At 39.5% G+C, this 26,000-nt stretch carries 25 protein-coding genes and 5 pseudogenes; 8 read left to right on the forward strand and 22 right to left on the reverse strand.

Annotated features, from left to right (window positions below; translation table 11 throughout):
- Window positions 1-305: 305 nt before the first annotated feature.
- The 3 genes from KAI36_RS13205 to KAI36_RS13215 form a co-directional block, all read right to left on the reverse strand.
- Window positions 306-1,469 carry an FAD-dependent oxidoreductase gene (locus KAI36_RS13205; protein WP_220028012.1) on the reverse strand — a complete coding sequence of 388 codons (1,164 nt, stop codon included), beginning with the start codon at window positions 1,467-1,469 and terminating at the stop codon, window positions 306-308.
- Window positions 1,470-1,937: 468 nt separating this feature from the next.
- On the reverse strand, window positions 1,938-2,387 hold the full coding sequence (locus KAI36_RS13210; protein ID WP_346730208.1) for a PfkB family carbohydrate kinase: 450 nt from the start codon (window positions 2,385-2,387) through the stop codon (window positions 1,938-1,940).
- 112 nt (window positions 2,388-2,499) lie between these two features.
- Window positions 2,500-2,946 carry a hypothetical protein gene (locus KAI36_RS13215; RefSeq protein ID WP_220028014.1) on the reverse strand — a complete coding sequence of 149 codons (447 nt, stop codon included), beginning with the start codon at window positions 2,944-2,946 and terminating at the stop codon, window positions 2,500-2,502.
- 217 nt (window positions 2,947-3,163) lie between these two features.
- Here KAI36_RS13215 and KAI36_RS13220 point away from each other — a divergent pair, with 217 nt between their 5' ends.
- Window positions 3,164-3,610, forward strand: coding sequence for a site-specific integrase (locus tag KAI36_RS13220; RefSeq protein WP_220028015.1), 447 nt, complete (start codon window positions 3,164-3,166; stop codon window positions 3,608-3,610).
- 136 nt (window positions 3,611-3,746) lie between these two features.
- The gene (locus tag KAI36_RS27710) at window positions 3,747-3,974 is read left to right on the forward strand and encodes a tyrosine-type recombinase/integrase (protein WP_481856519.1); all 228 of its coding nucleotides are present in this window, start codon (window positions 3,747-3,749) and stop codon (window positions 3,972-3,974) included.
- 577 nt (window positions 3,975-4,551) lie between these two features.
- On the opposite strand, the pseudogene KAI36_RS13230 reads toward KAI36_RS27710, so the two are convergent.
- The 6 genes and pseudogenes from KAI36_RS13230 to KAI36_RS27280 form a co-directional block, all read right to left on the reverse strand.
- Window positions 4,552-4,731: pseudogene (locus KAI36_RS13230) on the reverse strand (tyrosine-type recombinase/integrase); the annotation flags it as partial.
- A gap of 99 nt (window positions 4,732-4,830) precedes the next feature.
- Window positions 4,831-7,488: an ABC transporter permease gene (locus tag KAI36_RS13235; RefSeq protein WP_220025077.1), complete on the reverse strand. Its 2,658-nt coding sequence runs from the start codon at window positions 7,486-7,488 to the stop codon at window positions 4,831-4,833.
- Window positions 7,485-8,171 carry an ABC transporter ATP-binding protein gene (locus tag KAI36_RS13240; RefSeq protein ID WP_220025078.1) on the reverse strand — a complete coding sequence of 229 codons (687 nt, stop codon included), beginning with the start codon at window positions 8,169-8,171 and terminating at the stop codon, window positions 7,485-7,487. Before KAI36_RS13240 ends, KAI36_RS13235 begins: the two co-directional genes overlap by 4 nt.
- Before the next feature lie 87 nt (window positions 8,172-8,258).
- On the reverse strand, window positions 8,259-9,518 hold the full coding sequence (locus KAI36_RS13245) for a HAMP domain-containing sensor histidine kinase (RefSeq protein WP_220025079.1): 1,260 nt from the start codon (window positions 9,516-9,518) through the stop codon (window positions 8,259-8,261).
- A 3-nt stretch (window positions 9,519-9,521) separates the two neighbouring features.
- Complete coding sequence (locus KAI36_RS13250; RefSeq protein ID WP_220025080.1) at window positions 9,522-10,217, reverse strand: response regulator transcription factor; 696 nt, start codon at window positions 10,215-10,217, stop codon at window positions 9,522-9,524.
- A gap of 250 nt (window positions 10,218-10,467) precedes the next feature.
- Window positions 10,468-10,733, reverse strand: a pseudogene (locus KAI36_RS27280) (transposase); the annotation flags it as partial.
- A 375-nt stretch (window positions 10,734-11,108) separates the two neighbouring features.
- Between KAI36_RS27280 and KAI36_RS13260 the strand changes: the two are divergent.
- Complete coding sequence (locus KAI36_RS13260; RefSeq protein WP_034095032.1) at window positions 11,109-12,017, forward strand: arginase family protein; 909 nt, start codon at window positions 11,109-11,111, stop codon at window positions 12,015-12,017.
- Window positions 12,018-12,163: 146 nt separating this feature from the next.
- A complete protein-coding gene (locus KAI36_RS13265) occupies window positions 12,164-12,754 on the forward strand; it encodes a TetR/AcrR family transcriptional regulator (RefSeq protein WP_220025081.1) in 591 nt (196 codons plus the stop codon).
- 79 nt (window positions 12,755-12,833) lie between these two features.
- Here the strand turns inward: KAI36_RS13265 and KAI36_RS13270 are convergent, their stop codons facing one another.
- Both KAI36_RS13270 and KAI36_RS13275 read right to left on the reverse strand, forming a co-directional pair.
- Window positions 12,834-13,553, reverse strand: coding sequence for a DsbA family oxidoreductase (locus KAI36_RS13270; protein WP_220025082.1), 720 nt, complete (start codon window positions 13,551-13,553; stop codon window positions 12,834-12,836).
- Between the two features lie 43 nt (window positions 13,554-13,596).
- A complete protein-coding gene (locus tag KAI36_RS13275) occupies window positions 13,597-14,244 on the reverse strand; it encodes an NAD(P)-dependent oxidoreductase (RefSeq protein WP_220025083.1) in 648 nt (215 codons plus the stop codon).
- A gap of 219 nt (window positions 14,245-14,463) precedes the next feature.
- Between KAI36_RS13275 and KAI36_RS13280 the strand changes: the two genes are divergently transcribed.
- On the forward strand, window positions 14,464-15,033 hold the full coding sequence (locus KAI36_RS13280; RefSeq protein WP_177235816.1) for a TetR/AcrR family transcriptional regulator: 570 nt from the start codon (window positions 14,464-14,466) through the stop codon (window positions 15,031-15,033).
- Window positions 15,034-15,298: 265 nt separating this feature from the next.
- Here the strand turns inward: KAI36_RS13280 and KAI36_RS13285 are convergent, their stop codons facing one another.
- Window positions 15,299-15,589, reverse strand: coding sequence for a hypothetical protein (locus KAI36_RS13285; protein ID WP_220025084.1), 291 nt, complete (start codon window positions 15,587-15,589; stop codon window positions 15,299-15,301).
- Between the two features lie 194 nt (window positions 15,590-15,783).
- On the opposite strand from KAI36_RS13285, the gene KAI36_RS13290 reads away from it, so the two are divergent.
- On the forward strand, window positions 15,784-16,161 hold the full coding sequence (locus KAI36_RS13290; RefSeq protein WP_220025085.1) for an EthD domain-containing protein: 378 nt from the start codon (window positions 15,784-15,786) through the stop codon (window positions 16,159-16,161).
- Between the two features lie 78 nt (window positions 16,162-16,239).
- Here the strand turns inward: KAI36_RS13290 and KAI36_RS13295 are convergent.
- From KAI36_RS13295 to KAI36_RS13325, 7 genes and pseudogenes are all read right to left on the reverse strand, one after another.
- Window positions 16,240-16,614, reverse strand: a pseudogene (locus KAI36_RS13295) (family 1 glycosylhydrolase); the annotation flags it as partial.
- Complete coding sequence (locus KAI36_RS13300; RefSeq protein WP_220025087.1) at window positions 16,596-17,171, reverse strand: PRD domain-containing protein; 576 nt, start codon at window positions 17,169-17,171, stop codon at window positions 16,596-16,598. The pseudogene KAI36_RS13295 and the gene KAI36_RS13300, both read right to left, overlap by 19 nt.
- Window positions 17,172-17,393: 222 nt before the next feature.
- Window positions 17,394-17,669 (reverse strand): tyrosine-type recombinase/integrase, encoded by a 276-nt coding sequence (locus tag KAI36_RS13305; protein ID WP_258382161.1) that lies wholly within the window; start codon window positions 17,667-17,669, stop codon window positions 17,394-17,396.
- Window positions 17,670-18,375: 706 nt separating this feature from the next.
- A complete protein-coding gene (locus tag KAI36_RS13310) occupies window positions 18,376-18,537 on the reverse strand; it encodes a hypothetical protein (RefSeq protein WP_220025088.1) in 162 nt (53 codons plus the stop codon).
- A 103-nt stretch (window positions 18,538-18,640) separates the two neighbouring features.
- Window positions 18,641-18,868, reverse strand: coding sequence for a hypothetical protein (locus KAI36_RS13315; protein ID WP_220025089.1), 228 nt, complete (start codon window positions 18,866-18,868; stop codon window positions 18,641-18,643).
- Between the two features lie 147 nt (window positions 18,869-19,015).
- Entirely contained in the window at window positions 19,016-19,597 is a 582-nt protein-coding gene (locus KAI36_RS13320) for a TetR/AcrR family transcriptional regulator (RefSeq protein WP_220025090.1), read from the reverse strand.
- Between the two features lie 91 nt (window positions 19,598-19,688).
- Window positions 19,689-20,699, reverse strand: a complete 1,011-nt coding sequence (locus KAI36_RS13325) for a fumarylacetoacetate hydrolase family protein (protein WP_220025091.1) — start codon at window positions 20,697-20,699, stop codon at window positions 19,689-19,691.
- 166 nt (window positions 20,700-20,865) lie between these two features.
- Here KAI36_RS13325 and KAI36_RS13330 point away from each other — a divergent pair, with 166 nt between their 5' ends.
- The gene (locus tag KAI36_RS13330) at window positions 20,866-21,888 is read left to right on the forward strand and encodes an MBL fold metallo-hydrolase (RefSeq protein WP_220025092.1); all 1,023 of its coding nucleotides are present in this window, start codon (window positions 20,866-20,868) and stop codon (window positions 21,886-21,888) included.
- A gap of 168 nt (window positions 21,889-22,056) precedes the next feature.
- Here KAI36_RS13330 and KAI36_RS27715 read toward each other — a convergent pair.
- Together KAI36_RS27715 and KAI36_RS13340 are read right to left on the reverse strand one after the other, a co-directional pair.
- A pseudogene (locus KAI36_RS27715) lies at window positions 22,057-22,245 on the reverse strand (transposase); the annotation flags it as partial.
- Between the two features lie 380 nt (window positions 22,246-22,625).
- On the reverse strand, window positions 22,626-23,774 hold the full coding sequence (locus tag KAI36_RS13340; RefSeq protein ID WP_220025093.1) for an epoxide hydrolase family protein: 1,149 nt from the start codon (window positions 23,772-23,774) through the stop codon (window positions 22,626-22,628).
- Between the two features lie 137 nt (window positions 23,775-23,911).
- Between KAI36_RS13340 and KAI36_RS13345 the strand changes: the two genes are divergently transcribed.
- Window positions 23,912-24,817: a LysR family transcriptional regulator gene (locus tag KAI36_RS13345; protein ID WP_220025094.1), complete on the forward strand. Its 906-nt coding sequence runs from the start codon at window positions 23,912-23,914 to the stop codon at window positions 24,815-24,817.
- Window positions 24,818-25,297: 480 nt separating this feature from the next.
- On the opposite strand, the pseudogene KAI36_RS13350 reads toward KAI36_RS13345, so the two are convergent.
- A pseudogene (locus tag KAI36_RS13350) lies at window positions 25,298-25,652 on the reverse strand (family 1 glycosylhydrolase); the annotation flags it as partial.
- Between the last annotated feature and the right edge of the window lie 348 nt (window positions 25,653-26,000).

Raw genomic sequence — 26,000 nt, forward strand, 5'->3', positions numbered from 1 at the left:
TCATTTATGTGTATTGTAAACCAAAGAAAATTTAATTGCAACTTTTATTATTTTGGGACTATGTTCTTATCCAGCCTGCATCACTAAAGTGCCTCATGTCACCCATATCAACAAGAAATGAACTCTTTATGAAGAAATTCTTGAGGATTGCACGTGGATCTCCGTGTTATTCATGAAGAGTACATTGTAAAGAATATTGAGAGTAGACAAACTGACAAACTTTTTGTTTATGCTATCCTTTTTCCGATCAAACCAAATAACCTCCACAGCTATGGAGGTATTGGCCAATTATGAAAACTCGGGGGTTAATTATTCCAATAAACCTTGTATTCTGGATCAATGCCGGTTCCACTAAACATGCCAATATCAAAACCATTACTAAAATCAAACCCTTTACTTACATCAAAGGTTTTTACGGTATCCTGAATAGCCTTTATACGATCTTTACGATCCGTTTCTAAATAATAAAATGCGTCGGTATAATGATGTTTCTGTAACATCTTCGCTAAGTATAGCGCGTCTTCCAAGGCCACTGAGCTCCCATATCCAGTATTCGGGTTTATTGTGTGTGCAGCATCTCCTATGACAACAACCCTTCCTTTCGACCAACTCGGAATAGGGTCAACACAATATATTTGCTTAGGGATAATATTGAAAGAATTTTTGATGATCTCAGACAACGCCCCATGTTCACCAAAACGTCGTAACAAATCTGATTTCATTTCATTCAGAGTTTTTAATTCGAATTCCTCTCTTGAAATTTTCCTTTCCTGATATCCAGATGCTTGCCAAGAGAGGTTCAATTCATTGGTTGGATGGCTTTTGGACACTAGGAAATTGGCATTTTCTGCGAAATAAAATAGCTCATCACCACTCAATAGGTTTTGTACTAAATTACTATCAATATCCTTCAATGCTCCAATTCCATATAATGCCCATGATTTCGCATATTTTAATAAGTTATCAGGGAACATTTGGTTCCTTACGATGGAATGTAAACCATCAGCACCAACCAATACAGTACCCATTACTTGTTGACCATCTTCAAAATAGGCGATTACGTTCGAAGCATCTTGTGAGAAGCTGGTGAGCTTTTTATTATAATGAACAGCAACGCCACTAATGTTAGCTTGTCTCATCAGAACTTCAACAAGTTCGGACCGCTGCATGTAAATGGATCGTCTGCTAAAAGTAGAATTCTGCATTAAATTAATTGAAGCGATTTCTATATTGTCAGTAGTTAAGAGCCGCATCCGATCGGCAGAGTGACTATTCATTTTGACTTGTTCTTCAATCCCTAATTCTGTCATCACATGGACGCCACTTTTGTTGATACGAAAGCTGGATCCTTCAACTCTCTTGTAAGGGAAATTTTCATATACTTCGCAATCCATTCCTGCTCTTTTCAAAAAGATAGCCAATGAAAGTCCACTAATCCCCGCGCCTATAATGATAATCTTTTGGGTCATATTTTTCCTCCTAATAACTCGTTAATTGGGTAGCATCATCCAAAATTCCACTTAGTTTGAACTTTCTTTTTTTGTTTTAGAGGTCTATCACCTCTCCTAATTAATAATTTATTGTATCTTTTGATAGTATTTTATATCACAATTAAACATAAATCAAATTCTTATCAGATCTACAAGCATTATTTAGTATCGACATTTATATGTATAATTTGGGTTGAATGAATTCTATTGATAACATGAAGTGGAGTATGTGTGTTGATTTAGGGGGTGAGACTCCTTGATATTTGCTAGATATCAAGGAGTCTCACAACTGGATAAGAAATTGATATTACTAAATTTGATGGTCATGTATCAAAAGTTCATTAACTTCGTTTAACGTTGGTAGTGATGAATTGGCGCCAACCTTTGTGCAGACTATTGCACCTACTTTATTTGCAAATTGAACATGATCTTTTAAAATTTCGAGATTTAATTCCTTGCATTATTTAGCATGCTAATTTGATAGAGTAGTGCTCCAACAAAAGCATCCCCAGCATCGGTTGAGTCAATTGACCGAACGGGATAACTGGGAACCTGAACTGCATTTACTCCGTCGGATATATATGTACCTGCCTTACCAAGCGTTACAGCAACATGCTTTGCACCCCATTGGTGTAAGGAAACCACTGCAATTTCTCTAACTGTTATGCCTGTAATCAATTGTAGCTCTTCCTCACTCACCTTTACCAAGTCAGATATGGCGATGCCTCGCTTTGAAAACACAATAAATTCCTCAACACGTTCTAACCACAAATCCACCCGATAATTAGGGTCAAATGAGACAAAGCAATCATGTTTAACAGCGTCCTCCATGGCATCAAAATAAGTCTGCCTGAACGGCTCATCCATCATGGCAGTCGCCGATCCGAAGTGAATAATCGCTGCTTGATAATTTCATGATTTTGATTAAACTTAACGATTCCATAATAAATCATGGCGAAATATGATTTCTTACAGTAATAGCATGAAAGCCAGGTATTTTCTCCAGTTCTCAAATAGCTATTGGTTCGTTACAAAGCTTATCTATGATTAAAGTGTATAGTTCATTTCTAAGTTCATTAATAGGCACGTAATAAGGAATAAGAGTTTTTTTATTTGCAAGTAAAATTAAGTTGCTTCTAATTTCCTCATCAGTAACAACTCGATGTTTATATTTCATTTCTTTGCACCATATTTGCTGAGCTAATAATTCTTTTAGTGTTTTCTGTTTAACTCGATGATCATTGATATTAATCTCATAGGCGTTTCTTAAAAAAATGAATACCTCTTCCTTCGCTGTTTTAACCCACATATCAAATACAGTTTGAATAATCTCGCGAGCAACTGATACTACGATTTTTTTTGGCCTCTCACAGTAATTTTCTACGTTAAGATCCGTTTCAACCATTGGCCAGTGGTCATATTGAAGTGGCCTGTAGAGTCTAATTTCTCTTTTCAATCTTCGGCTAAAAGCGAAAAATCTGTTTCGACCCATTTCATTGTTTATTTCCTTAATAGGAGAATACATCCCCAATACACCTCAATATTTTTTAACTTTTCAATTTTTTAGGATTTCGTCACAAATCCAATGTTTTCTTTTGTTGAAAAAACACTACTTCTACTTAAAGTGCTGGAAAATTTTCAATTATCTGATATAGGTCACTATGAGGACTTTTTTGACAATTAAACATAATAACGCCCCAAGTTCAGTTGATCGTAAGTACGCTTCACTTAAATCCTTATTCAATTATCTGTCACAACTATCTGAGAATGAACATAGCTCTTTCCCTTATTTAAAACGTAATATGAGGGAAGTGTTTTCCGTAAATCATGCAAATAACATTAAAACAAAAGCAACGCGCATCGAAAATGAAATTCTTTTGGATAATAAAATTTTTGAATTTCGTTTATTTATAACTGAAAGGTTTAAAGAAATCGTCAAGTATAATAAACGTTTGCTTAACTCACATCTAAAAAATGTGGAACGTGACTTAGCTCTTATAAGCTTAATCCTCGGTTCAGGTATGCGAATTTCGGAAGCGATTGCGTTAGACCTAAATGACATTAATCCGCATAAATCCATATTATTCGTAATCGCAAAGGAAATAAAAAAGATTCTATAATAATAAGTGATAACGCTCTTCAAGATCTTACATCCTACCTACAAATTCGAGAAAGTCGTTACAGTGTTGCCGAACAGCAAACGGCTGTTTCCTTTCTCTTCCGACTGGTCCATCCGGGAAAACAAATAGGTTGACGGTGAGAGCTGCCCAGAAAATGATGGAGCGATACGCAAAAGCTTACGGTAAGCCTGGTCTATCTATGCATAAACTCAGACATTCTTTCGCAACCAAATTCAATAAGGAGAATAATAATTTGGAAATGCTAAGGGAACAACTAGGACACACTGATGTCAATATGACGATGGTTTATACTAAGATAGGAAATGAAGTGAGTGGAAAATCGCTTAATGAGCCAAATATCTGAGTGTATTATGGAGTTTTTACTCTGAGGTACTGCATATTTTTTTGCCCTGTAGCTCCTGACCTGCCCGATGGGAATTAGCCTTAATGATCAAACTATGCGAACTGATCGGGTCGAGATGCGGAACAACAGCACGCTTGGGGCTTTTCCATCATAACATTAATCTCCTATTAGGGAACCAAGGATGTATACTTGTTCCAATCAAGTAGGTAACTTTGTGTCACTTACGCAGCCAAGTAGGCAACTTTGTGTCACAAAATAATGACACAAAGTTGCCTACTAAAAAATCAAAAACCCTTATAAAATAAGGGTTTCTTTGGTTGGTAACTTTATGTCGATGTACAATTGTCCAGTGACAACAAGTTTACCGAATTAGAGATTATGACAACAAGTTTACCCCTTTTCTTATATGACTTTTGTTGGAACAAGCCTAATAATAATTTTGAACTCCATATTTCTGGTCTCATTCTTCTTGAAAGGTATAAACTTGTTGTCACATCTTCATATTTAAGCTCTTATTTAAATAAAATCATTATTACAAGTAGTTATAAATTACTTTTGTTTTCTATCAAGGTTTACATCACTTATCCATATTGTTAACTGCTTTCCTCATTTCTTCATCAGTTAAATGTGGATAGATCATGGTCGTTTGTATTGAGGAATGTCCTAATTGGTTTTTCAATCTAGGCACATCATTGTTCTCTAAGTGATAACGCGTTGCAAATGAATGTCTCAGAGAATGCACGGTACTGAAGTATTTAAAGAACGATTTAACAGGCACCCCATATGATTAAAGGGTGCCTGTTTTAAATTCATTATTTTTAGCTGGCTTTGTGTTACACTTTTTAACCAACCGATCCTAGTTCTCACTCCGGAGAGCATCTACGATACTAACTTTATTCAACCTGTACATCGGCCCAATCGTTGCGACGATCGTCGTAATCATCGAACCTGCGAAAGCGATGCTGATACTGTACCACGGGAACACCCAATCTGTATCCAAAGCACTCGCAAAGAGAACTTGTATTCCATAATTCAGCGTCGTCCCTAGGATAATTCCGATCACGGCTGCAAATAGTCCATAAAATGCGCCTTCTAAAATAATCATTTTTCTCACTTCCTTCTGGGTCATGCCGATGGCCTTGAGGGTTGCAAATTCTTTCGTACGAAGAATTAGATTCGTACTTACTGTATTTACAATGTTCAAGAAAGCAATTAGAACAATGACACCGATAAAACCGTAAAGCAAGATACTAAAAGTCTTTGCATCGTTTTTAGCTTGAGCGACCTCTGCCACTCGATCATGGTAGTTAAAACCAGCGTTTTTATCAGTTAATGATTTAAGATAGTCCGTTATAGGATGATTTGATATATCAGGATTAGCGAGGATAAATATTCTGGAATAAGTGTCGTTACCCATAATCTTGGAGTATACTTTCGGCGTCGTAATGAATGATAGATCTTGACCTGTACTATATTTCTTCGATAACAAATCTTGATCGACAATTCCGACCACAGTCACGGTTTGATATTTATTATGATTTCCGTCAATTGTTCGGATTTTGATGTGATCTCCAACCTTAAATTGGGTTTGATCGAGAATTAGTCGTTTGCCTTCTTCTGTCATCATCATTATTTTTTGTAGGACGATAACGCCATTCTCTTGGTTCATTTTCTCTTTGTCAATCTTTCCGGCCGTGAGTTTGGATTGCAGAGCATCCAAGCCATTGTCTCCGTAGGACACAAGGAAATTATTATCTGTTCGATACCCTCCCCCTTCGGTAACGATGTATCGATCCTTATGAAATCCATAATATTTGGGATTGATCTTATCCTTAGGGATGATTGCATCTACTTGATTCCTGTAAAATTTGTAGGCTTGTTGAACAGCATCAAGCTTAGAAACATCCCGATACACAGTATCGTCTATTCGACTTGAAGGACCATCATAGGAAAGCGAATAAGAATACTGCGCACCTGAGAGCTGTGTTATTTGCTGCATGAAATCAACCAAACCACTAAAGACAATAAATAAAATAATACTAATAATCATGGAAAAGGCTGTAATCCGGAAACGTTTCTTGTTCCGTTGCAAGTTTCTGCTTGCGAATTGCCCTACGACGCCAAACAGCTTTTTAACAAACAGAGACTTTTTGACCTTTGTGATATTTTCAACCTTCGAGCTACCCGCATTTTTCAACGCTTCAAGAGGATATACGCGAGCTGCTTGTTTTGCTGGTCCAATAGCGGAAAGGTATACGCTCAGCAAGCCCAATAAACCGGCAGAGATTAGAATTGGTAGGGAAATGACCATTCTCATATCATTTAAGAAACCTAACGTTAACAAGCTGATATTGTAAAACAATACCTTCATAAAAAGGGTTCCTGTGAGAATCCCGATGGGTATGCCGATCAAGCTTATCAGGGTTGCTTCTTGCATCACAATTTTGCGAATTTGGGCTGGTGTAGCTCCAATGCATCTTAACATACCAAATTGTGAAATCCGCTCCAGTACAGAAATATGAAAAATATTATAAATCATTGCAATCGTACAAATCATTATAATCGCAATGACAGCAGCGAAAGTTAGGATTAAGCTGTTATTCACACCTTCATAAATGCTTTTGCCATACAATTTAAGCAGTTCATTATTGTACTCAATTCTTACATTTTCAATAAAGTTATCCCTATCCAGTTGCATAGCGGAACCTTGTTCGACATTACTCAGCTGTAAAGAGGACATCAAGGCTTCCGTCTTTTCTTTGATGTTCTTCAAAGATTTCATTTTGACGTAAATAAAGTAATTTTTGTTGTTATCGATACTCTTGTAATCATTGAAAGTAATTGCAGGAAAGATGTATCCGGAAGACCAATTCTCTTTGCTTGACGGCTTCATAAAGCCTACAACAGTATATTCTCTTTGGGATTGAGCTTGGAAGGCTTCGTCAAGATCCCAACCAGTATCGCCAAGTCCGTTAATCTTTTTGTCTTCACCAGTTGACGCCACCTTCCGGATTCCAAGGTTTAGCGTAATTGTTTCTCCAAGCTTTGGTTTTTTTGAAAAATAACTCAGACTCGAAGATGAAAGGATAATTTCATCCGAATTTTCCGGGTACCTGCCCGAGTCTAGCTGTGACTGAAGCATGTTCATTGCATTCGCATTATATCCCTTGACATTCAAGTACCGGTAGGGTGCGGCAAACGGATCTTCCTTCTTTTCCTTCTCTTTTGTTTCCCTAAGGACAGCATATCCTTCTCTACTGATGACGCCGGCACTTTTTACGGCTGCATTGTTTTTGACTTTCGGGATTGCTTCTCCTGAAATACCATTGAAAGAGACGTGGTAATCTCCGAAGTCCTGCATGGTTTGTCTGACTGACTTATCCCAATAGCTCACCCCGATTGTTCCAATGGAAGTAAACAGTGTAACCGACAAGATTATACCGAATATTGTAAGCATCGATCTTTTTTTCTGTACCTTTAAATATTTTCCGGTAAGATCTGTGTAGCTTTTCAACTTTCACTCACCTCATTTGCTTGTAGAAGGACTCCGTCTTCGATTCTTACGACTCGATCTGCAATTTTAGCAATATTCAAATCGTGCGTGATCATGATTAACGTCTGATTATATTTTTTAACGGAAAACGTAAGTAAATCCATGATATCCCTGCCGCTTTTACTATCCAGATTTCCGGTAGGTTCATCCGCCAAAATAATCGACGGTTTATTAATTAACGCACGGCCAATCGCCGTTCTTTGCTGTTGTCCGCCTGACAATTCGGATGGAAGATGATGTATCCGCTCGGTCAGACCTAATATACCCAGTAATTCCTGAACATAATTTTCATCTACCCTTTTGTTCTCCAATAGCATCGGTAACTTGATATTTTCCTCTGTAGATAGGACCGGGATCAGATTGTATGATTGAAAAATAAATCCAATTTTCCGTCTTCGGAATACAGCGAGCTCCTCTTCACTTCTGGAGTAAAGATCCGTACCATCGATGATGACCTGTCCACTAGACGGGCGGTCCACTCCACCTAGAAGATGCATTAAGGTACTTTTTCCTGATCCACTGGCTCCTACGATGGCAACAAATTCTCCCTGTTGAACAGAGAAATTTACATTTTTTAAAGCTTCAACCTTTGCCTCTGCACTTCCATAAGTCTTACATAAATCAATAGTTTTTAGTATTTCCACCTGTTTACCTCCTGAGCTAATGTTTCACTTTGTATGTTTGTTATTATAAAGATCGAAGCTTACAATAAAGTGAAGAGGAAGCTTACGTTATTGTAAGCTTCCTCCACTATTCCATTTATTAAACGAAACTCTAAATTCTGTTCCTAGCCCTAACTGACTTACAACGGTGATCATACCGCCTTGCTCTTCAATAATGGACTTGGATAAGGACAAGCCAATGCCAAGACTTTGCGGCTTTGTCGTTCTTCTCCCTCTATAAAATCGTTCAAAAATGTGAGGCAAATCTTCTGGGGAAATGCCTTCTCCTTGATCTCGAATGATTACTGTCTGGAATAATGAATTTTTTTCTAAAATAACATCAATTCCTCCCTCTAGTGGCGTATGTTCCAGTGCATTTTTAATCAAGTTAATCAAGGCTTCTATTAGCCATTCTTCATCCACCCAAACATACATATCTTCTCCACCATGAATGTGAATCTTCTGCTTCCTTTGCTCGGATAACATTCGCAACGAATGTACAGCATGATCGATCATTTCTCTTACTCGAACGCGTTCTATCAGGAAAGTTATTGCTCCGGCTTCGACCCGTGCCAGCTTCAGTAAACTGATAATCAGCCATTCCATTCGCTCTAGTTGTTGACGGCCTCGATCCAGAAATTTCGTTCTCATTTCTTCCTTCATATGAGGATCTTTTAGCAAATTTTCATTAAAAACGATGAGGGTTGCTAGTGGCGTTTTGAGCTGATGCGAAATATCGGAAAGCAGGTTGCGCAGAAACATTTTCTCTTGTTGGAGTTGCCGAAGACTGTTGTGTAACCTTTCGGCCATCGCGTTAAAGTTTCGTCCTAATGCGCCAAAGTCTCCTTCATCATTCTCCGGAAGCGGTTGATCAAACTGATGTTCAACAACTTGCTCCGCTGCAAAGGTTATGGTTCGAATTTTGTTAAATATTTTGCGGTATTCCCATCCCAATAACAGTAGTAATGGAATACTATAAAGCAAAACCTGAACCGCCGTTTTCATGGGTAAGGCGTTATCCGAGAGTACAGGTTGATCGTTTACGGGCATATCCTCCTTATATGCATATTGAGCCAGGCTGCGTTTTCCCTCTACGATTTCATCTTCTTGTGCACCCTGAGTGATAAAGTGGATAATTTCATTTTCTAGTTGAGGAGCTTGCTTCAAAACATAACCAATCAATGCAGCATTTTGATTAACCACGGCCTTATTGATCTGACTGACTTGATAACTCATATAAAAGAATATGATTACCGCTAACATAACTTGTAATACGATCGCTTTAACAGTAATAGACTTCCACTCTGGATTACGGACGAATTCATTCATGGTTTATCTCCCTACAATATCTGCATTCCATTTATATCCGACTCCTCGAACGGTAATGATGTATCTCGGTACTGCAGGAACATCCTCGATCTTCTCTCTTAACCTTCTGATATGAACTGAAAGGGTGTTGTTATCAATGAATTCTCCTGACATATCCCACAGACTGTTAAGGATGATACTTCTGCTGCAAATTTGCTTGGGGTGAGTCATTAACATTAATAGCAATCGATATTCCAGCGCTGTCAATAAAAGTTCCTGATTGTATTTAAGAACAATTCCTTCTAGAACTCGAACTTCAATATCGTCGGATATCCATCTATTCGGTTCATCCGTGGGCTTATGATTGCGCCTTAATACGGCTTTCATTCTAGAGAGAAGTTCTTTGGTACGGAGCGGTTTGGTCATATAATCATCTGCTCCCAAATCAAGACCAGCAACAACATTTGTCTCCTCATCCAAAGCTGTCAAAAAAATGATGGGAACCTGGGATAATGCACGGATTTCCCTACACAGGTCATACCCTGAACCATCAGGTAAATTTATATCCAACAAAATTAAATCGATGTCGTCTGTCTTTAATGCCTTTCTGGCTTCTTCCAAGCTACCGGCAAGAACAACGGCATATCCTTCACTTGTTAAAGTATATTCAATACCGAACACCAAATTATCATCATCTTCAACCAGTAAAATTCGATTCATTGAGCACCTCAGTTTAATTCAAGAAAGTTTTTAAAATGCTTACTTATTATCGTACAGAACTCCATTTAATTCCGCTTTTCAAAAAAATGGCGGCGGTAAAACTACACCGTTTTTCCACTGTATCATGAAAGATATCTTTCACAAAGCTGTTTAGTGGAAAATTTATTAAAGACAACTCTGGTTCACCCATTAAACGTCCCAAAAAATATCAACCAATGTGGAATAATTTTTAAGTTGAGAAAGCCTATTTCTAAGCCACAAAAGACATGTAGGTACTTAAGCGGCGCCCAGTGAGGGAAAATTTTCTGTTGTTCATGCCCAAATGGAGAAGGCAGGCTCCCTTTCGGGCTAAATGTCGGGCTATTTTCTTCACATTCTGTGCAATGGCGTCATCAACACCTGTTGCTGCATCTTGGCTTTGCCCCGCATTCGGCAACGACGGTACCCGTGTAGATTTTTGGCATCAGCAAAGCTACGCTCAATGGTTTGAGCGCGGTACTTGTAGATCTGCTCGCCTTCGGCGCTTTTCCGGTAGAACTTATTCTAGTCCAGTTAGGCTTTGAGTCTACTAAGTATTCTTCGAAATAGCGTTCATAAAAATGACCTTTGGGGAGCCATTAGAAATGTGATCCGATCTAGTTCATCTATATCCAAAAAAATTTTTCTCATTTGCTATACACTTCTTTTGTTATCTTTATAGTATTGATCAAGAGTGTCAAAAATAATAAAAGATAAAAAAGCTTCCTTTAGAATTTCATGATTGTCATTGTATAATCAGCATAATTTCAAATAGGCATTCCCTGTTATTTAGGGTTTGCAATATAAAAAGTAATCTTATATCATTTTCAGTGAATGAACGATCACTAACTTAAATAAAAGGAGAAATGTCTTATGAATGAAATGGATACAAGCCGTACACTGCGTTTGTTATTCCCTCAATGGCAAGGAGGGAACAACCCTCCTTACGTTCTGGGAGCTCACTTGTTAAATTGGCTTGCTCCCAAGTCTAATGGTCCTTTTGAAGAAGTACCCGTCGATCTGAACCCTAATGTAGAAAAAGAACAAGGTATAATTGCCAAAAGTACCGTATTGCAACAAGCTAGATCAGCCAAAAGTCTAATTCATAAACATAACCCTGAACGTATCGTTGTCCTTGGAGGGGATTGCAGTGTAGAACTTGCTCCTTTTTCTTATTTGAATGAGAAATATGATGGAGATGTTGCTCTGTTATGGGTAGATGCTCACCCTGATGTCTCGATCCCTGAAGACTTTGAAAATCATCATGCTCATGTTCTTGCCAATTTGCTTGGGGTAGGTGATCAGGAATTTGTTGCAGAGGTGCCTCATCTTTTTAAACCTGAACAAATCCTATATGTAGGATTGAACGACATGATCGATGCTCTTCACTCAGAGCCCATGAAAAACATGAAATTAGATATTGTAGGTCCCGATGAAATTAAGCAGGATAGTTCTAAAGTGCTCCAATGGCTAGCTGAGAAAAAACCGTCCAAGATTATTATTCATTTTGATCTGGATGTACTGGATATGAAAGAATTCCGCTCTCTTCTGGTTGCTTATCCGGGAACATACGAAGAATACACCAAAAGCTTCCCACAAGGATCAAGTATGGAAACCATTATCCGAGTTTTGCAAGATGTAGCCAAATCCTATGATGTAGTCGGTCTAGGGATCACCGAACATTTCCCTTGGGACTCTTATTTCTTGGCGAACATGCTGTCTCGTTTACCTCTGCTTGGAGATATTGATAATAAAGAGCGTCCAGTCTTTAATACACTTTAATCCAAATGCAGACTATGGTAATGTACATGGTATGATGGATGTACATTATTTCGCGAAACAAGGAGGTTGCAGGGATAAGAGCCAAGAAGGTATCCCTGTACATTTGAAGTACAATGAATAACTCTGAACCGCCTAAATCGAAACGAATGAAACAAAAAGACGATAGCAGACGCTTGCTCATCGAGGCTGCTGTTCGATGTTTTTCACGCAATGGATTTCACAAAACAGGCATTGTCGAAATTGCAAAAGAAGCAGGAATGAGTGCAGGGAATCTGTACCGCCACTTTCCAAGTAAAGATGCATTTATTATTGCACTGGTGGAAGAAGAACAGCGCCATGCTTTGGCCAAAATGGAATTTAGAGAAACCAAAAAAGATCCTCTCGGACAGATTCTGACGATTATAACTAGTTGTGTCAGTAATCCCGTATATCCTATGGACCAGAGATTATGGATCGAAATTTTGGCTGAAGCTTCACGCAATAAGGGCGTGCGACATGTCTTCAATCAAAGTGATATCATCATGCGTGAATCATTCAAGAATCTGCTTACAAGTGCTATTCATGAAAAACAAGTAGATCCAGATTATGATGTGGAGACCCTTTCTCTTTGGTTATATGCGCTGATTGACGGCCTTATTGCACGTACAGCCACTGACGAACAATTCAGTTTTGATCACCATATGAGTCAATTCAATCAACTGATTCGCCAAGCATTAAAACCCAAAGAGCTCCAATAAAAGAAACAGCGGTAGCTATGGACGAGAAAATAAAGTCTTAGACTGCCGCTGTTTTACGGTTACTTTAATGGCGCCTCCGTCAGCTGTTTTTTGGCGTACAATAACCATCCTCGCAAACATTGCCTGATTCTTGGTTTAGAGTCGTATCTAACGTCATCAGCGGATGTTCCTCGTCCCATACTTTTTGCAGCGCCTCCAGAAACACTTCACTTGATTGTGCGCCTGAAATCGCATATTTGCGGTTGATGACAAAGAAAGGTACACCTGTAGCTCCAAGGCTGCTTGCTTCATGCCCATCTGCACGAACTTCATCCACATATTGCGTGCTTTCCAGCACGTTGAGCGTTTTCTCGCGATCCATACCGGCTTCCGCCGCTATGTCAGCCAGTGTGTCCGCGTCGCCGATATGCTTGGAATCTGTGAAATATGCTTTATACAGAAGCTCCAACACTTCCGCACTCTTGCCATAGGTAGCCGCAAACTTGATCAATCGATGCGCATCGAGCGAATTAGTAGGGATTATTCGGTCAAATTGAAAATCCACTCCATCACCCTTCGCTTGTTGGGCAAATTGTTTATGCATGGCCTTGGCTTCTTCTCTGCTGCCACCATGCTTTGAAACATACAAGTCGTGTACATCGTTAGCTGGATTTTTCTCGGCAAAAGGATCTAGCTGGAAGCTCCGGTACTCCACATTCACTTTATCTTTGGATGCAAACCGCCCCAGCCCGTCCTCGAAACGCTGTTTTCCGATATAACAAAATGGGCAGCCAATATCCGACCAAATCTCTACTTTCATTTCGTTCCTCTCCCTTCACTTGATAAACAGATCGAATCCTTTCTCAACTGTTGTATACAATCGGCATTTGATGAATTAAGGATGGCTCGGAAGCTGCATGATACATAAATTTAGCGATATTTTCTCGGGATATCCCCATTTTTGCTGGCTGATCGCCTAGCGAGTAAGCATAATGAACGTTTTCCTTATGCCTTACATTTGGATTAATAATCCGAACTACTGTCCAGTCTAAAGAAGATCGCTTGATGATTTCCTCAAGCTTTTTCATTTCGTGATAACCATTTGGAAACATCACCTTGGCCATAATTCCCGGTACAACTGTGGCAATCGAATTCCGATCCTTATCAGATTTCAAAGTTGGAGTAGCAAGTGTAATGAGTCGTTTTTTATTTAACTTTCTCATCGCATTTACAATAACCTCATGACCATCCGCAACAGGGGTACCTTTTAATTTTCTGGACGTATCAAGTGCGGGTCCCAATGTGCTAATGACAACATCGGCATTCGACAGTGCTTGTTCCACCAAGTCTTGATTAGATAATTGACCCTCGACAACATTTATCTTCTCATGTTTCTGTCCAATTTTCCCCGCATTTCTAGCATAAAGGGTAACGTTATCCCCGTTTTGAATTGCTACCTCAGTCAAAATTTTTCCAATCGCACCACTACCACCAAAAAGTGTAATGTTCATTAGTCGATCACCTCGATATTTTATTGTTAGATTGCTCTTTTGACCCAATGAACATTTAGGTTACAGCAAAACTTTATCGAACTTTTGTTGAATATATAACGTCCGTTGGTTATTATTATATGGATTATGATGATTGCTTCAATCGCCAATAAAGTGATTTTTGTTTTATATCCAACGGATTCAACTGATTTGTTAAATATCTTCTGGGGGCTATACATTATGGGAGTTAAAATCGATCGAAGAATCTTAAAAACAAAGGCAGCCATATTTAATGCATTTATAGGTTTGATCTCGGAGAAGGATTTTGAAGAAATAACTATTAATGAGATTGCGGATCGGGCGAATGTTAACAGAGGAACCATTTATTTTCACTACACCGATAAATACGATCTTCTTAACAAATGCATCGATGAGCATTTGAGCAGAATGATCTCCGTTTGCATCTCAACCGATCCAAATCAGGAAAAGGTTGATTTTATCCATTCTTTGTTACCTGTTTTTCAATACTTTGAGCAGAACCATACGTTTTTCGCTTCCATGCTTTCGAATAAAGGAATTCCTGCTTTTCGGGAGCATATGTTGGAGATCGTGACAGGGAATATAAAAGACCAAGTCAATATGGAGGACCTTAATAAGGGGTATGACAAGCTATTGATCACGCAATTTATGGCCTTTGCATTCATTGGGGTAATCGAATGGTGGATTATAAATAACATGCCACATTCACCGAAATACATGGCCGAACAGGTATGGGGATTGTTTAAAAGGAATCAGGTATACCCTTCATAAGCGAGATAACCCGTTTTTTAACTTATAGATTAGCGAAAACAAGTTATTTGAGAACATCATGTATTACACGATGTTCTCAACGAGTATGAAAAAATTAGGTATCACAATTTTGCATAGTTACTAATCGTCCTTCTTCTTAATAAGACCCCCAAAGAATACTTTATTTTCCTTGAACACCTATATGCTTAATGAAATATGTTAGAGGAACCATGCCAAATCCTGAGCTTGGCGACCCTTTTCCTCAAATACTTTTTTTGAAAATGAACTATCTCGATGCTTGGCGTTCATTTCTTATCTTTTGTCTATACATCCCTGGAGCCAAACCAAAATGTTTGCGGAATAGTTTATAATGTAAAACGCGTTGCACCGCAGGTTCCCCAGCTGTATTGATAAGTCTATCCAAAAGATCAGGTATTTCTGTCATACTTAGAAGCCAATCCGTATCCCCGGGCAACTGATTCACAGTAATGACTTTAGCTCCTGCATAATTCCTTGTGATCAGCTCCTTCACTTCCATGAAATCATTCTCGTCTATTTGTATAAGAAGAACACTCATGAGTTCCTTCCCCCTTTTATGCTCGAAGTATACGAATAGTTTTATGGAATAAAACATAACGTGAAACAGTACACACTCCAAACAAAACTTGATTTACACCATAAAACTCTAGATTAAGACACTATTAGGATGTTCATTTTCATTGCTATAATAACTATATGTTAAATAAACTAACTCGAGGAGACTAAACCATAATGGAAAGTATAAAAGAGTTAAATGTATATCCTGAAAAAGGACATAGCATCATGTTTGTGTTCCGAAGAAAACCAGGGATGTCACTTGAAGAGTTTCGCTATCATTATGAATTCACTCATGGACCTCTTGCTACCAAGCTTCCGGGGCTTATTTCTTATCGGCAGCATCCTACTCGTAAACCGGGGAAGGGAGATGAAGCTTATGTCCCCGACGAAGCACCCTATGATGCTGTTTCGTTATACATCTTCGAAAATGCAGCTGTAGCAGAGGCAGCTTGGGTTTCGCCGCAAGGTTTGTTAGTGGATGAAGATACACTAAAATTTATAGATACTGAGACCATGATCAGCTTGCCTGTTATCCCTCGGCAAGTCCTCTAAATTCATGTTCATAACATTAAATTTGGAACAGCCGAAACACCTCCATTCGTTATGGAACATGTTTCGGCTGTTTTACCTCTACTCTGTAATGATTTTTCCATTGGTAGCGATGACTTCTTTGTACCAATTGAAACTCTTCTTTCGTGTTCTCTCAAAAGTTCCCGATAAATCATCGTGACGATCGACATAAATGAAGCCATAACGTTTACGCATCTCTCCGGTGGAGTTGCTTACGATGTCTATGCATCCCCAACTAGTGTATCCCATGACCTCGACTCCATCTTGAATCGCTTCTGCGACTTGCACATGATGCTCGCGGATATAATCAATCCGATAGTCATCCTCAACAATCCCCTTCTCATTCGGGACATCTATTGCGCCTAGGCCATTCTCGACAATAAACAAAGGTTTTTCATATCTGTCATAGAACTGATTTAACGTGTAGCGCAATCCCTAATGTTTAGGATTTCCTTAATTAATCTTGTGATATTTGCCGCTTCAGGTACATTTTCGTTCATTTGAGCATTAACGATATGGAGGGCAATAAAGCCAGCCTCATCTTCAGGGAGTTCCACACCAAGACGCTCTTTAATTATGGACAGAGCTTCCATGCCGATTCCAAATTCCAATCTATAGAATCGTTTTATTTCCCAAAGGAGTGCATTATGAATATCTATCCCTTGTTGATGACGTTCGATTGTAAAATTAATATGATCGGGAAGCGAAATATATATGCTTTCATTCAGTTTTCGATTCGTTTTCTGCATAGCATAGTTAATAATATCTTCTGTAAGCGACATAATCTCCAACGATATTTTGTTTAATAACGTCTTTAGTCTATCGGTAAGTTCCTTATTCTCAAGGCTGAATACTTTCTCAATTTTGGACTTATCAACGGTGTCGCCTTTTTTCTTTTGAAAAGCGATCCCTAAGCCCATAATCACCAATTCCTTGTTGTCTTCATTCATCGCCGTGATCACATTATTGTTGATCACTCTTGAAATCAACATGAATATCCCCCCAATGTTCAAAAAGCATAAAAAAAAGACAAGTCTCCATTGACCACTGCGCTTGTCTGAATTGTATGTGATTCTAACATTTTGCTCAAATGAACGTCAATTATCAAATTTAATGTAAGGCTGTGTAGCCATCAACATTTTTGTTGTGCTTTACTTACCTACGAACATGATTTGTTTGGCTAAAATAAGACTTCTCAGACAAATAAGAGACAATTAATAGGAATACTTCTTCAACCATATTTTACACTCAGTAGTGAAGTAAACTTCTCGCTGCTTTGAACCCTTCCCATTTACAATGACAGAGCAGTTCTCCCAATTTTGATCCTCAATGTTTATCTTTTCGACCTCTCCAATACGGCAACCTGTGCTGTAGAGAAACTCAAGTAGTGCCTTCTCCCTTAATGTCTGACAGGATATCTTCAGATGAATTACATCTATCTCCAACAAAAATTTAGAGTGAAGGGTTGGTAGGTAGATATGTTTCTTCATATGCAAAATGGAATAAGGTACGCACAATGCTACTTGGCTTCAACCTAACGGACTGCTTAGCTATGTATTCCTTAAGTAGATTCGAGATATTTCAGAAATATCTAAATCCCCGAGTTCCGTAACTAGCATTTTGAGCGGAAGGGCATAGGCTTTCAATGTATTTGAACTAAACCTTTGGATTCGCTTATCCGCTTCATAATGACGCCAAAGTTCGCCTTAAATTCATAATATTACTTGGATTTTCGTAAATTCTCATTGCTACACTCAATGGTGTAAAAGTATTCATCTTAAATAACAATTTCTTCATAGTTTTAGTACTTAGCGGGCATTTAAATTCATTAAAATTAATCGTTCTAGCTGCATTTGGAAGCATGATTTCAATCTTTTGTTTGTGCCTTACATCTGAGTTGTGTTTTAGAATTGCTCTCGGAATACTATTCTGTAACATATAGCCTGGTTATGACTTTGAAACTGAATTTGAATTACGCAAATTGCTCACTAAAAAAGTCGCGACTCTAATGCGTACTTAAATAAAAGAATATCCTCAAAGAGGATTATCTTACTTCTTGTTATAAAAAATGGACTATCGTTTTTCATACGAAAATTCAATCAAGATAAAGCACCTTTGAGGATAGCTCATTTGAATACTTAAGCAAAATCCCCGCCGTTACTGGATTCTTAAGGGAATGTCTGTCTCATTCAGATCTTATAAACAGTCTCCTTTAGTGCTATAACTTGTCTCATTTGATGTTATAAACCACATCTCTCCTTTCTGGATAAACTCTTCAAACACTAATTTGATTTGTTCCTTGCCAGTTGCAGCAAGCCCCATTCCCAGCAACATCGCTTTTCCCAATGTAGATTTCATTATTTCAACTCCTTATTATCAATAAATTACTCCTTAACCAGCTTCCTGTGCACTACTCGTCGTATCTTCTTTTCCCGTTGCATCATGGCAAGATACTGTGATGCTACCTAGGTCCATTATCACCTTGACGTCCTTTCGGTCCGCTTCTTTCATCGATTAAATCCACAAGTTTATTCTCATATGTTTTTCTATAAGGTTTAGGAAGTTTTTCTTTTAGCCAACTTTCCTTTGTTCCTTTCCAGATTTCAAAAAGAGTAACCTCATTTGAATTATCAATATCATCTGAAAGAACGGCACTTACAAAAGCTGGTTCATGTTCCATCGCTCTCATATTAGCAGATCATAGTTCTTTGAATTCTTCCTTTTTTTCACTTTTAATTTTAAATCTTATATAGAGTATTACGTTTTCTTTATTATTACTCATAAATATCCTCCAACTTAATAAGTTTAAACTTATCATTAAATAAATCAACAAAGCTTATGACTGAGACAAAATTCCTTTAACAAACAATGAGACACTGTGCTTGTAGAACTCTTCCTCGGTGACGAGTTGGGACTGATATTGCCGGTGAATCAGCTCGCTCATCTGAAATCCGTAGCACATCGAGAGAAAAGACATGGCGGCAAGACGCTCATCCTGTCTGGCTATAACTTTTTTCTTCTGCAGGCGTTCAAAATATTCAACCAGCAAGGAGTGCAGCTTCACCGGCGGATCGGCCAGCACTCTGTCCAATTCGGGTAGCATTCCTTTGTCGCGGATGCCAATCAAAATGATGTCCGCATTTTTATGGAAAAACAAACGGTACTGCTGACTTACATTCAGCAGATCGACTTCCGGATTATCGGTCGCGTCCTCTTTTAACAGCTTCTCAAATTGCGGGATATCTGAATGTCTTTCAATGATGGCTTCCAATATGCCTTGCTTGCTTCCAAATTGCCGGAAAATCGTAGATTCATTGACTTTAGCTTCCGTTGCAATGGCTTTGGTGCTTACTCCCCGATAGCCCTTCTTTTTGATGAGCCGTGTCGCGGCTTCAATGATTCTGTCTGATGTTTGCATTGTATTTCTCCTTTTGCATATGTTAAACCTATTCTACTACAAGTTTTGCATATGCAGCAGGGTCGGGTTCATCATTTTCATAAACGTTTATTTAAGGCAAATCGCTTCTTTTTTCCCAGCGGCTTGGTTCCGTAATCTTGACATGATCAGGCACCAATTGCGTGAGCGTGCCTAATTTATCAAATGTAATCTGGATTCGGTCAGAGGGCAACAGCCATTGTTCGGTCTCGATTGCGCAGCAATCCGGTATCGTCCCCATTCCTATAATCGTGCCCGGGAGCGGCGTGAAAACTTTGAGAACCTCCTCCATCACTTTTGCAGGGTGTGCAGAATACTCGGATGTGCTTCCCTTCCAGTGCAGTCTCTCCCCGATGCGTACATCCACATCCAGTACCAGCGGGTTGTCGATTTCATCCGGCGTAACCAGAAATGGTCCTATTCCTTTGCTGCGATCAAAATCTTTGCAGCGCGTCGGTCCGGTCAGCGCCTGGAAATCCGGCCACTGCACATCGCGGACAGTACTGTCGTTAAAAATAACATAACCTGCGATGCAGTTCCCCTTCCCTGTAACAAAGGCCAGCTCCGGCTCGATATCCAGGTAGGAAGAGTACGAAGGCCAATGAATCGTATCCCCATCGCCAATTAATGCATTATGGTTACACTTGTAATAACTGAAAGTTACTTTATTCGGATCTTTCTGGAATTTTTCGGAAATTTTTCGTTTAAGCTCTTCTCTTTCCGGCCCTGTATATTCTCTTTGCAACAGATTTACGCCAGCATTTCTCAGATGTCTTGGCGTCAGCCCGAAATCGATAAGCGCAGCCGGATTCGGAACCGGCGGCAGCAGTTTTACCGCTGCAATCGGGCAGATTTCATTTTCATTGAATTGATGCAACTGTTCGACAGCATATTGCATCAATTCCTTAGCGGCATCATAACTTGTCGGCAAATAATGAAGATAGCTGTCTATACTTTCAAGACTGTTAATGAATGTTTCCTGCTTTTTCATGATTGCGGCAAAAGACACGACAAATTTCTCGTTAATTACAAGCCCAAACAAAGGTTCCTGGGATGTCTTGGTTTGAAAGGTTACTAGCTTCATGTTGCAGCTCCTCCATCCATGTAGTGTGATGTTTTTCTGTTACTATCATATAGCATAGAAAAAATGCATGCAAGTACGTGCTTGCATTTTTTGTTTTCCATTCTCTATAATAAAGACATAGTCAGTATGCCTCACCCCAAAAACATATACGCAAAGGAGAATTTTTATGAAGTATGGACGTATTATACAAAAACCTCGCGTTAAATTTTTTGAAGTCGCAGATGGCGTCTTTGCCGGTATTTCGCCGTATCGCGGGATCAGTTGGGCCAATGCCGGGTTCATCAATAAGGGTGAAGGGCTGGTGTATGACACGTTCTTCGATTTGTTCCATGCACGGGAAATGCGGAAGGCTTTTATGGAAGTAAGCAATGGCGGCTCTCCCGCATATGTGGTGAACTCGCACTATAACAGCGACCATGCCTGGGGAAATAAAGTGTTTGAAGATGCTTGCATTATTATGCACAAGGAAGCGTCCAGAGAGCGTCTTACCGAAAATATCGCCTGGATGGACAGCGTCATCAGAAGAGGAAAGGATTCTCTGGAATCGACTTCGGGCGAGCGATTTTTTGCAGCGGAATTTGAAGGATTCGACCTGGAAGGCGTAGAATGGGTGCTCCCGAATATTGAGATAAAGGACGATATCAACATCCGTCTTGGCGATACGGAAGTTATGATTTACAACGTAGCTCCGGCCCACTCTGACAGTGACTTGCTGCTGTGGATGCCAAAAGAAAAAGTGCTGTTCGCCGGCGATGTCGTGTTTAACGGTTGTACAGCATACAGCGAAGAAGGAACCCTCAATTGGGTTAAAGTGCTTGATCGCATTATTGATGAAATTAAACCCGAAATCGTTGTTCCAGGACATGGCGCCATCTGCGGCCTGGACTTCGTGAAGGAGCAGAGAAACTACCTCCTGAATCTGATCAGCGAGTTCAACAAGCATTACAATGACGAAATTGATTCCTTGTCCCTGACCAAGCAAATTGATATTTCCCGCTTTCTTCATTGGATTCAGCCAGAACGCTTGTATGTTACAGTGGATATCCTATTGAAAAGCAAACGAGGGTTACCACCCCTTCCAATTTGGAACGAGGTGCCTGCTAAGCTGGAAGACATGAAAGCTTTTTTGACCGGAAAATATGGCAATCAGATCAAGCCATGGGACCCTATGAGTGTTTGGCAAGAATAGTGCATGCAAGCCGTTATTAAGTGATGGTTGTCAGGGAATGCGGATGAACGATGTGGAAGTAGAGCAAGTACGTATCAGATCATGAGGGCTCAGAGAGTCGATGGTTGCTGTGAACCGATCCTCACCTGATACCGAATGGGCTTCTGAGTCGCTTCGCTGAACAATGAGCTTCTTCACCACGAGTGGCTCAAACTCGCCGAGGCGGTCGCGTGGCACGGAGATCTCTTGTTCGCCGTACTCGCTGACCACAGTTTTCTTGCTTTTGCCATTCCGGCTGTTTGGCGTCTCCTTGGCCTTCACATCGTGCTTCTCGTAGCCCAGATGCGTTTCCATTTCCGCCTTCAGCATCTCCTGGATTTACTATTGAAGAAGACTAAAACGGTACAAATGCTGCCCCTCTTTAGTAGTAATCAGGCCATAAGATTCAAGTTTCTCAATTGCGGCTATTGCCCAGCTATTTAGATCAATATTAAATCGGAAAAGAAACAATATTCTTGTCTTTTTCGGCAACGGAACCAAGTTCTTTTCATCAGCTCGGGACAAGAACTTGGGCCAATTGCCACTCCCCACTATTGCTGCGCAATTACAATTATTTCAGCAACTTGTATCGGTACAATTTTTATGACACAAAAGTTCCAACATTACATCTTTTTTGTGTCATTTCCCCTTTAAGGGGTAAATATATGTCTGGTAAAAAATGTACGGGTTGTTCATAACCCTCTCAAGGATAGAGACTATCAGATGCTTAAGGAATGAAAAAAATGATTTAGATGTTCGGCAAACAATTTAGGATTTTCCATAGCGGCAAAATGACCGCCTCTATTCGCTTTCTCCCAGTACGTAATATTATAGACGCGTTCTACCCAGCTTCGAGGAGGCGTGGGCAGCTCCTTGGGAAATAAGGAGACCCCTGTTGGAACAGTAACACGCTGACCTTCGGTGAAATGCAGTGGCATTTTGCTGCCTTCAGTATATATTCGTATGGAAGAAGCAAGCGAATTGGTGAACCAGTAAATCGATATGTTAGTGAGGATATGATCAAGTGAGAAAGACCTTTCGATATCCCCGTCACAGTCACTCCAACCTTGAAATTTTTCTACCATCCAGCTGGCAAGACCGGTTGGGGAATCACTTAGTGCAAAAGCCAGTGTTTCCGGCTTCGTTCTATGAAGGGCGCTATAAGCACCTTCTCGGTCCAACCACTCAGCTACGATGTCTAAGTAAGCTTGCTCTTCTTCGCTAACAGATGGTGTATTCGGAGTGAGGGGTGGCTTGTAGCTTCCAGGAATATAATTGAGATGAAGTCCCCTTACCCGTTCGGGGTACATGAATGCTAACCATGTTGAAACCCCTGCTCCAATATCCCCTCCCTGAACCAAATACCTTTCGTAACCCAAACGATCCATAAGTTTTGCCCAAAGCGTGGCTACGTATTTGGACCCCACTCCCGGTCGTGTGGGTTTACTCGAAAATGCAAAGCCTGGCAATGAGGGAATAATCACGTCAAAAGCCTCTTCAGCATGTCCACCATATAGCGACGGAGTTGTTAGATAAGGTATTAGTTCTAACATCTCTACAAATGATCCTGGCCATCCATGAGTCAACAACAGTGGTCGTGCGGATGTGCCTTCACCCCGGACGTGTACAAAGTGTATATCGAAGCCATCCACATGTTCCATAAACTGTGGGAAACGGTTTAACCATGCTTCCTGTTCACGCCAGTTGTATTCCGTGCCCCAATAATCAACTAATCTCTTCATAAAGGAACGGTCTGTCCCCAGAGCCCATGGTTCTACAGAGAAACTCGAAGGCCATCGAACCTGTTTTAGTCTGATAGACAGATCATGCAGTTGTTGCTCTGGAATTGAAATTTTGAACGGTTTCATTTATTGTTTCCTCCCTTGTAGATTAATTTACGACCAGAAGGATTCTATTGTATGATGGATCTGTTCATTAATAAAATCGAAATATTCAAAATCATTATCATTTTTATCGATAGAAATTAAACCTAAGGAGAACATCAATGGAAATTAGACACCTTATTACATTTCAGACGATTATCGAAATCGGAAGTTATACAGGGGCTGCATCGCAATTGGGATACACTCAGTCCACGATCACTGCCCATATACAATCGCTTGAAGAAGAGATTGGCGGGGAGCTTTTCACTTACGAAAGAAGGCATTTGAAACTTACTCAATTAGGGAGAGAATTAATACCTCTGGCAGAAGATCTACTGGCTACTCATGACCAGATTAGAAATATACGAAGCAACCAGGAGGTTAAAGGTGTTGTAAAGGTGGCTGCACCAGAGTCTTTAACGATTTCTAGATTAAGTCCGATTATAAGGGAATTCTCTTTGAAATATCCTCATGTCAAATTCATCCTTACCAACGGTACATGTGAACAAAACCAGGTTGACTTAATCAGTGGACGTGTAGATGTGGCTTTGATGGTCTACCCGGAAATACATCCGGAAAAATGCATTCATTATTTTTTGGCCCAGGAGAACATTGTCCTGGTGTGCAGCAATGACGGTCCAGACCATTTCGATGAATATAAGCGAGAGAACACCAACCATTTTTTTATTACGAATGAAGAAGGCTGTAGTTATCGGACCATGTTTGAAAGATATCTTGTAAAGCATGATATTCATCCATTTCAAACCATGGAGTTATGGAGTATAGAGGCGATTAAACAAACTGTTATGAGTGGGCTTGGATTTTCTTTTTTGCCTTATATTACAGTTAAAGAAGACGTGAATAGAGGAAAACTTAAAATCGTAAGTCATTCCGAAAAGTTCGATCCGATATACTCTCATATGCTGATTAAAAAGAAAAAGTGGTTATCTCCAACAGTGAAAGCTTTCTCTGAATTTGTCATAAAGTCGATCCGTGAAACGGATAACGAGATCGAAAGATCAAGATGACCACCATTTGTTGGATAATTGGTATTATCTATTCGAATCGTAATATTCTTTTTGCCTTTGGCTGCATGAGATGTCGTATCAGGTAATGAAATGACATCTGAGTAATGGTATTCGGGGGACAATAAAAAAACGGCCTTCATGCTGGATCATTCAAAAGAGGCCGTTTTTTTCACGTGTAACATCGCTCATCCCTTTTCGTCGTATATTTAGGCGAACATGGAGCTTACATCTTCTATCTCTAAAATGGTGCGCTAAAAATTTACCCTCTTTGATTCCACCCATCAGAAATTTCAAGCTTTTGGGCAGCGAGCTTGGAATAAGGACAACATCAAAGGCCTGAATGCTGTTCCAATTTGGATCATTTAGCATACGGTTAAACCATTCCAAGCCATTCCAGGGTTTACACCGTTTCTGCAACCAGTCGCTCAGGTCGTTGATGCTACTTTATAGTTCTAAAAGAACCAAGTGCACATAAAACAAATGAGTTAAAGTTACTAGTGGCTCGATATTGTACTTCATTCGCTTTTTCATCATCACCATTCGGAAAAATTCTAGACCATGAAATTGACATAAGATAGGTTTTAAACCCCATCTCAGCAAATAATTTGATATCCTCAAAATAATGATGATACATATCAATGGCTTCTTTGGCTGGATAAAAGTGTTGATCATCAAATTCAAGCATTTTAATTTTACCAGCGACTATTCCTACTCAATCTTCGCCTGTAGGCAACAAATCAACATTTGCCAAACCACGATTACCTAAATTGTATCCGCCTTCACTTTGATTCGCCGCGGTTGCACCGCCCCATAGAAAGTTAGGATCTAATCCCATTTCATCTCATATTAATATTGTTTTACTAACGTTAGTAGTGGTTCATTAAAATGTACTGATGTTTCAGTTGTTACTGTTACACTGGCATAATCGTTTGTGTTCGTTACGATCATAGGTACTTGGGTGGTAAAGGCCGCTTCTTTGATTTTATCAATATCGAATAAAAGCAATTCTTGTCCGAGTTTTAGACAGTGGCTTAGTTAGAAGACAGTCTCTATTTGAGTGGATCAATCTCCAATAATCTCAATAAGGTGTCATTTAACATAAAAAAGAACTCATTTTCTTAAATGAGCTCTCATTTTATGTTTTTCATATATGCTAGCTTTAAAAGACGTTTAAGATAGCAGT

The organism is Paenibacillus sp. S02, assembly GCF_019454065.1.
Taxonomy (GTDB): Bacteria; Bacillota; Bacilli; order Paenibacillales; family Paenibacillaceae; genus Paenibacillus; species Paenibacillus polymyxa_B.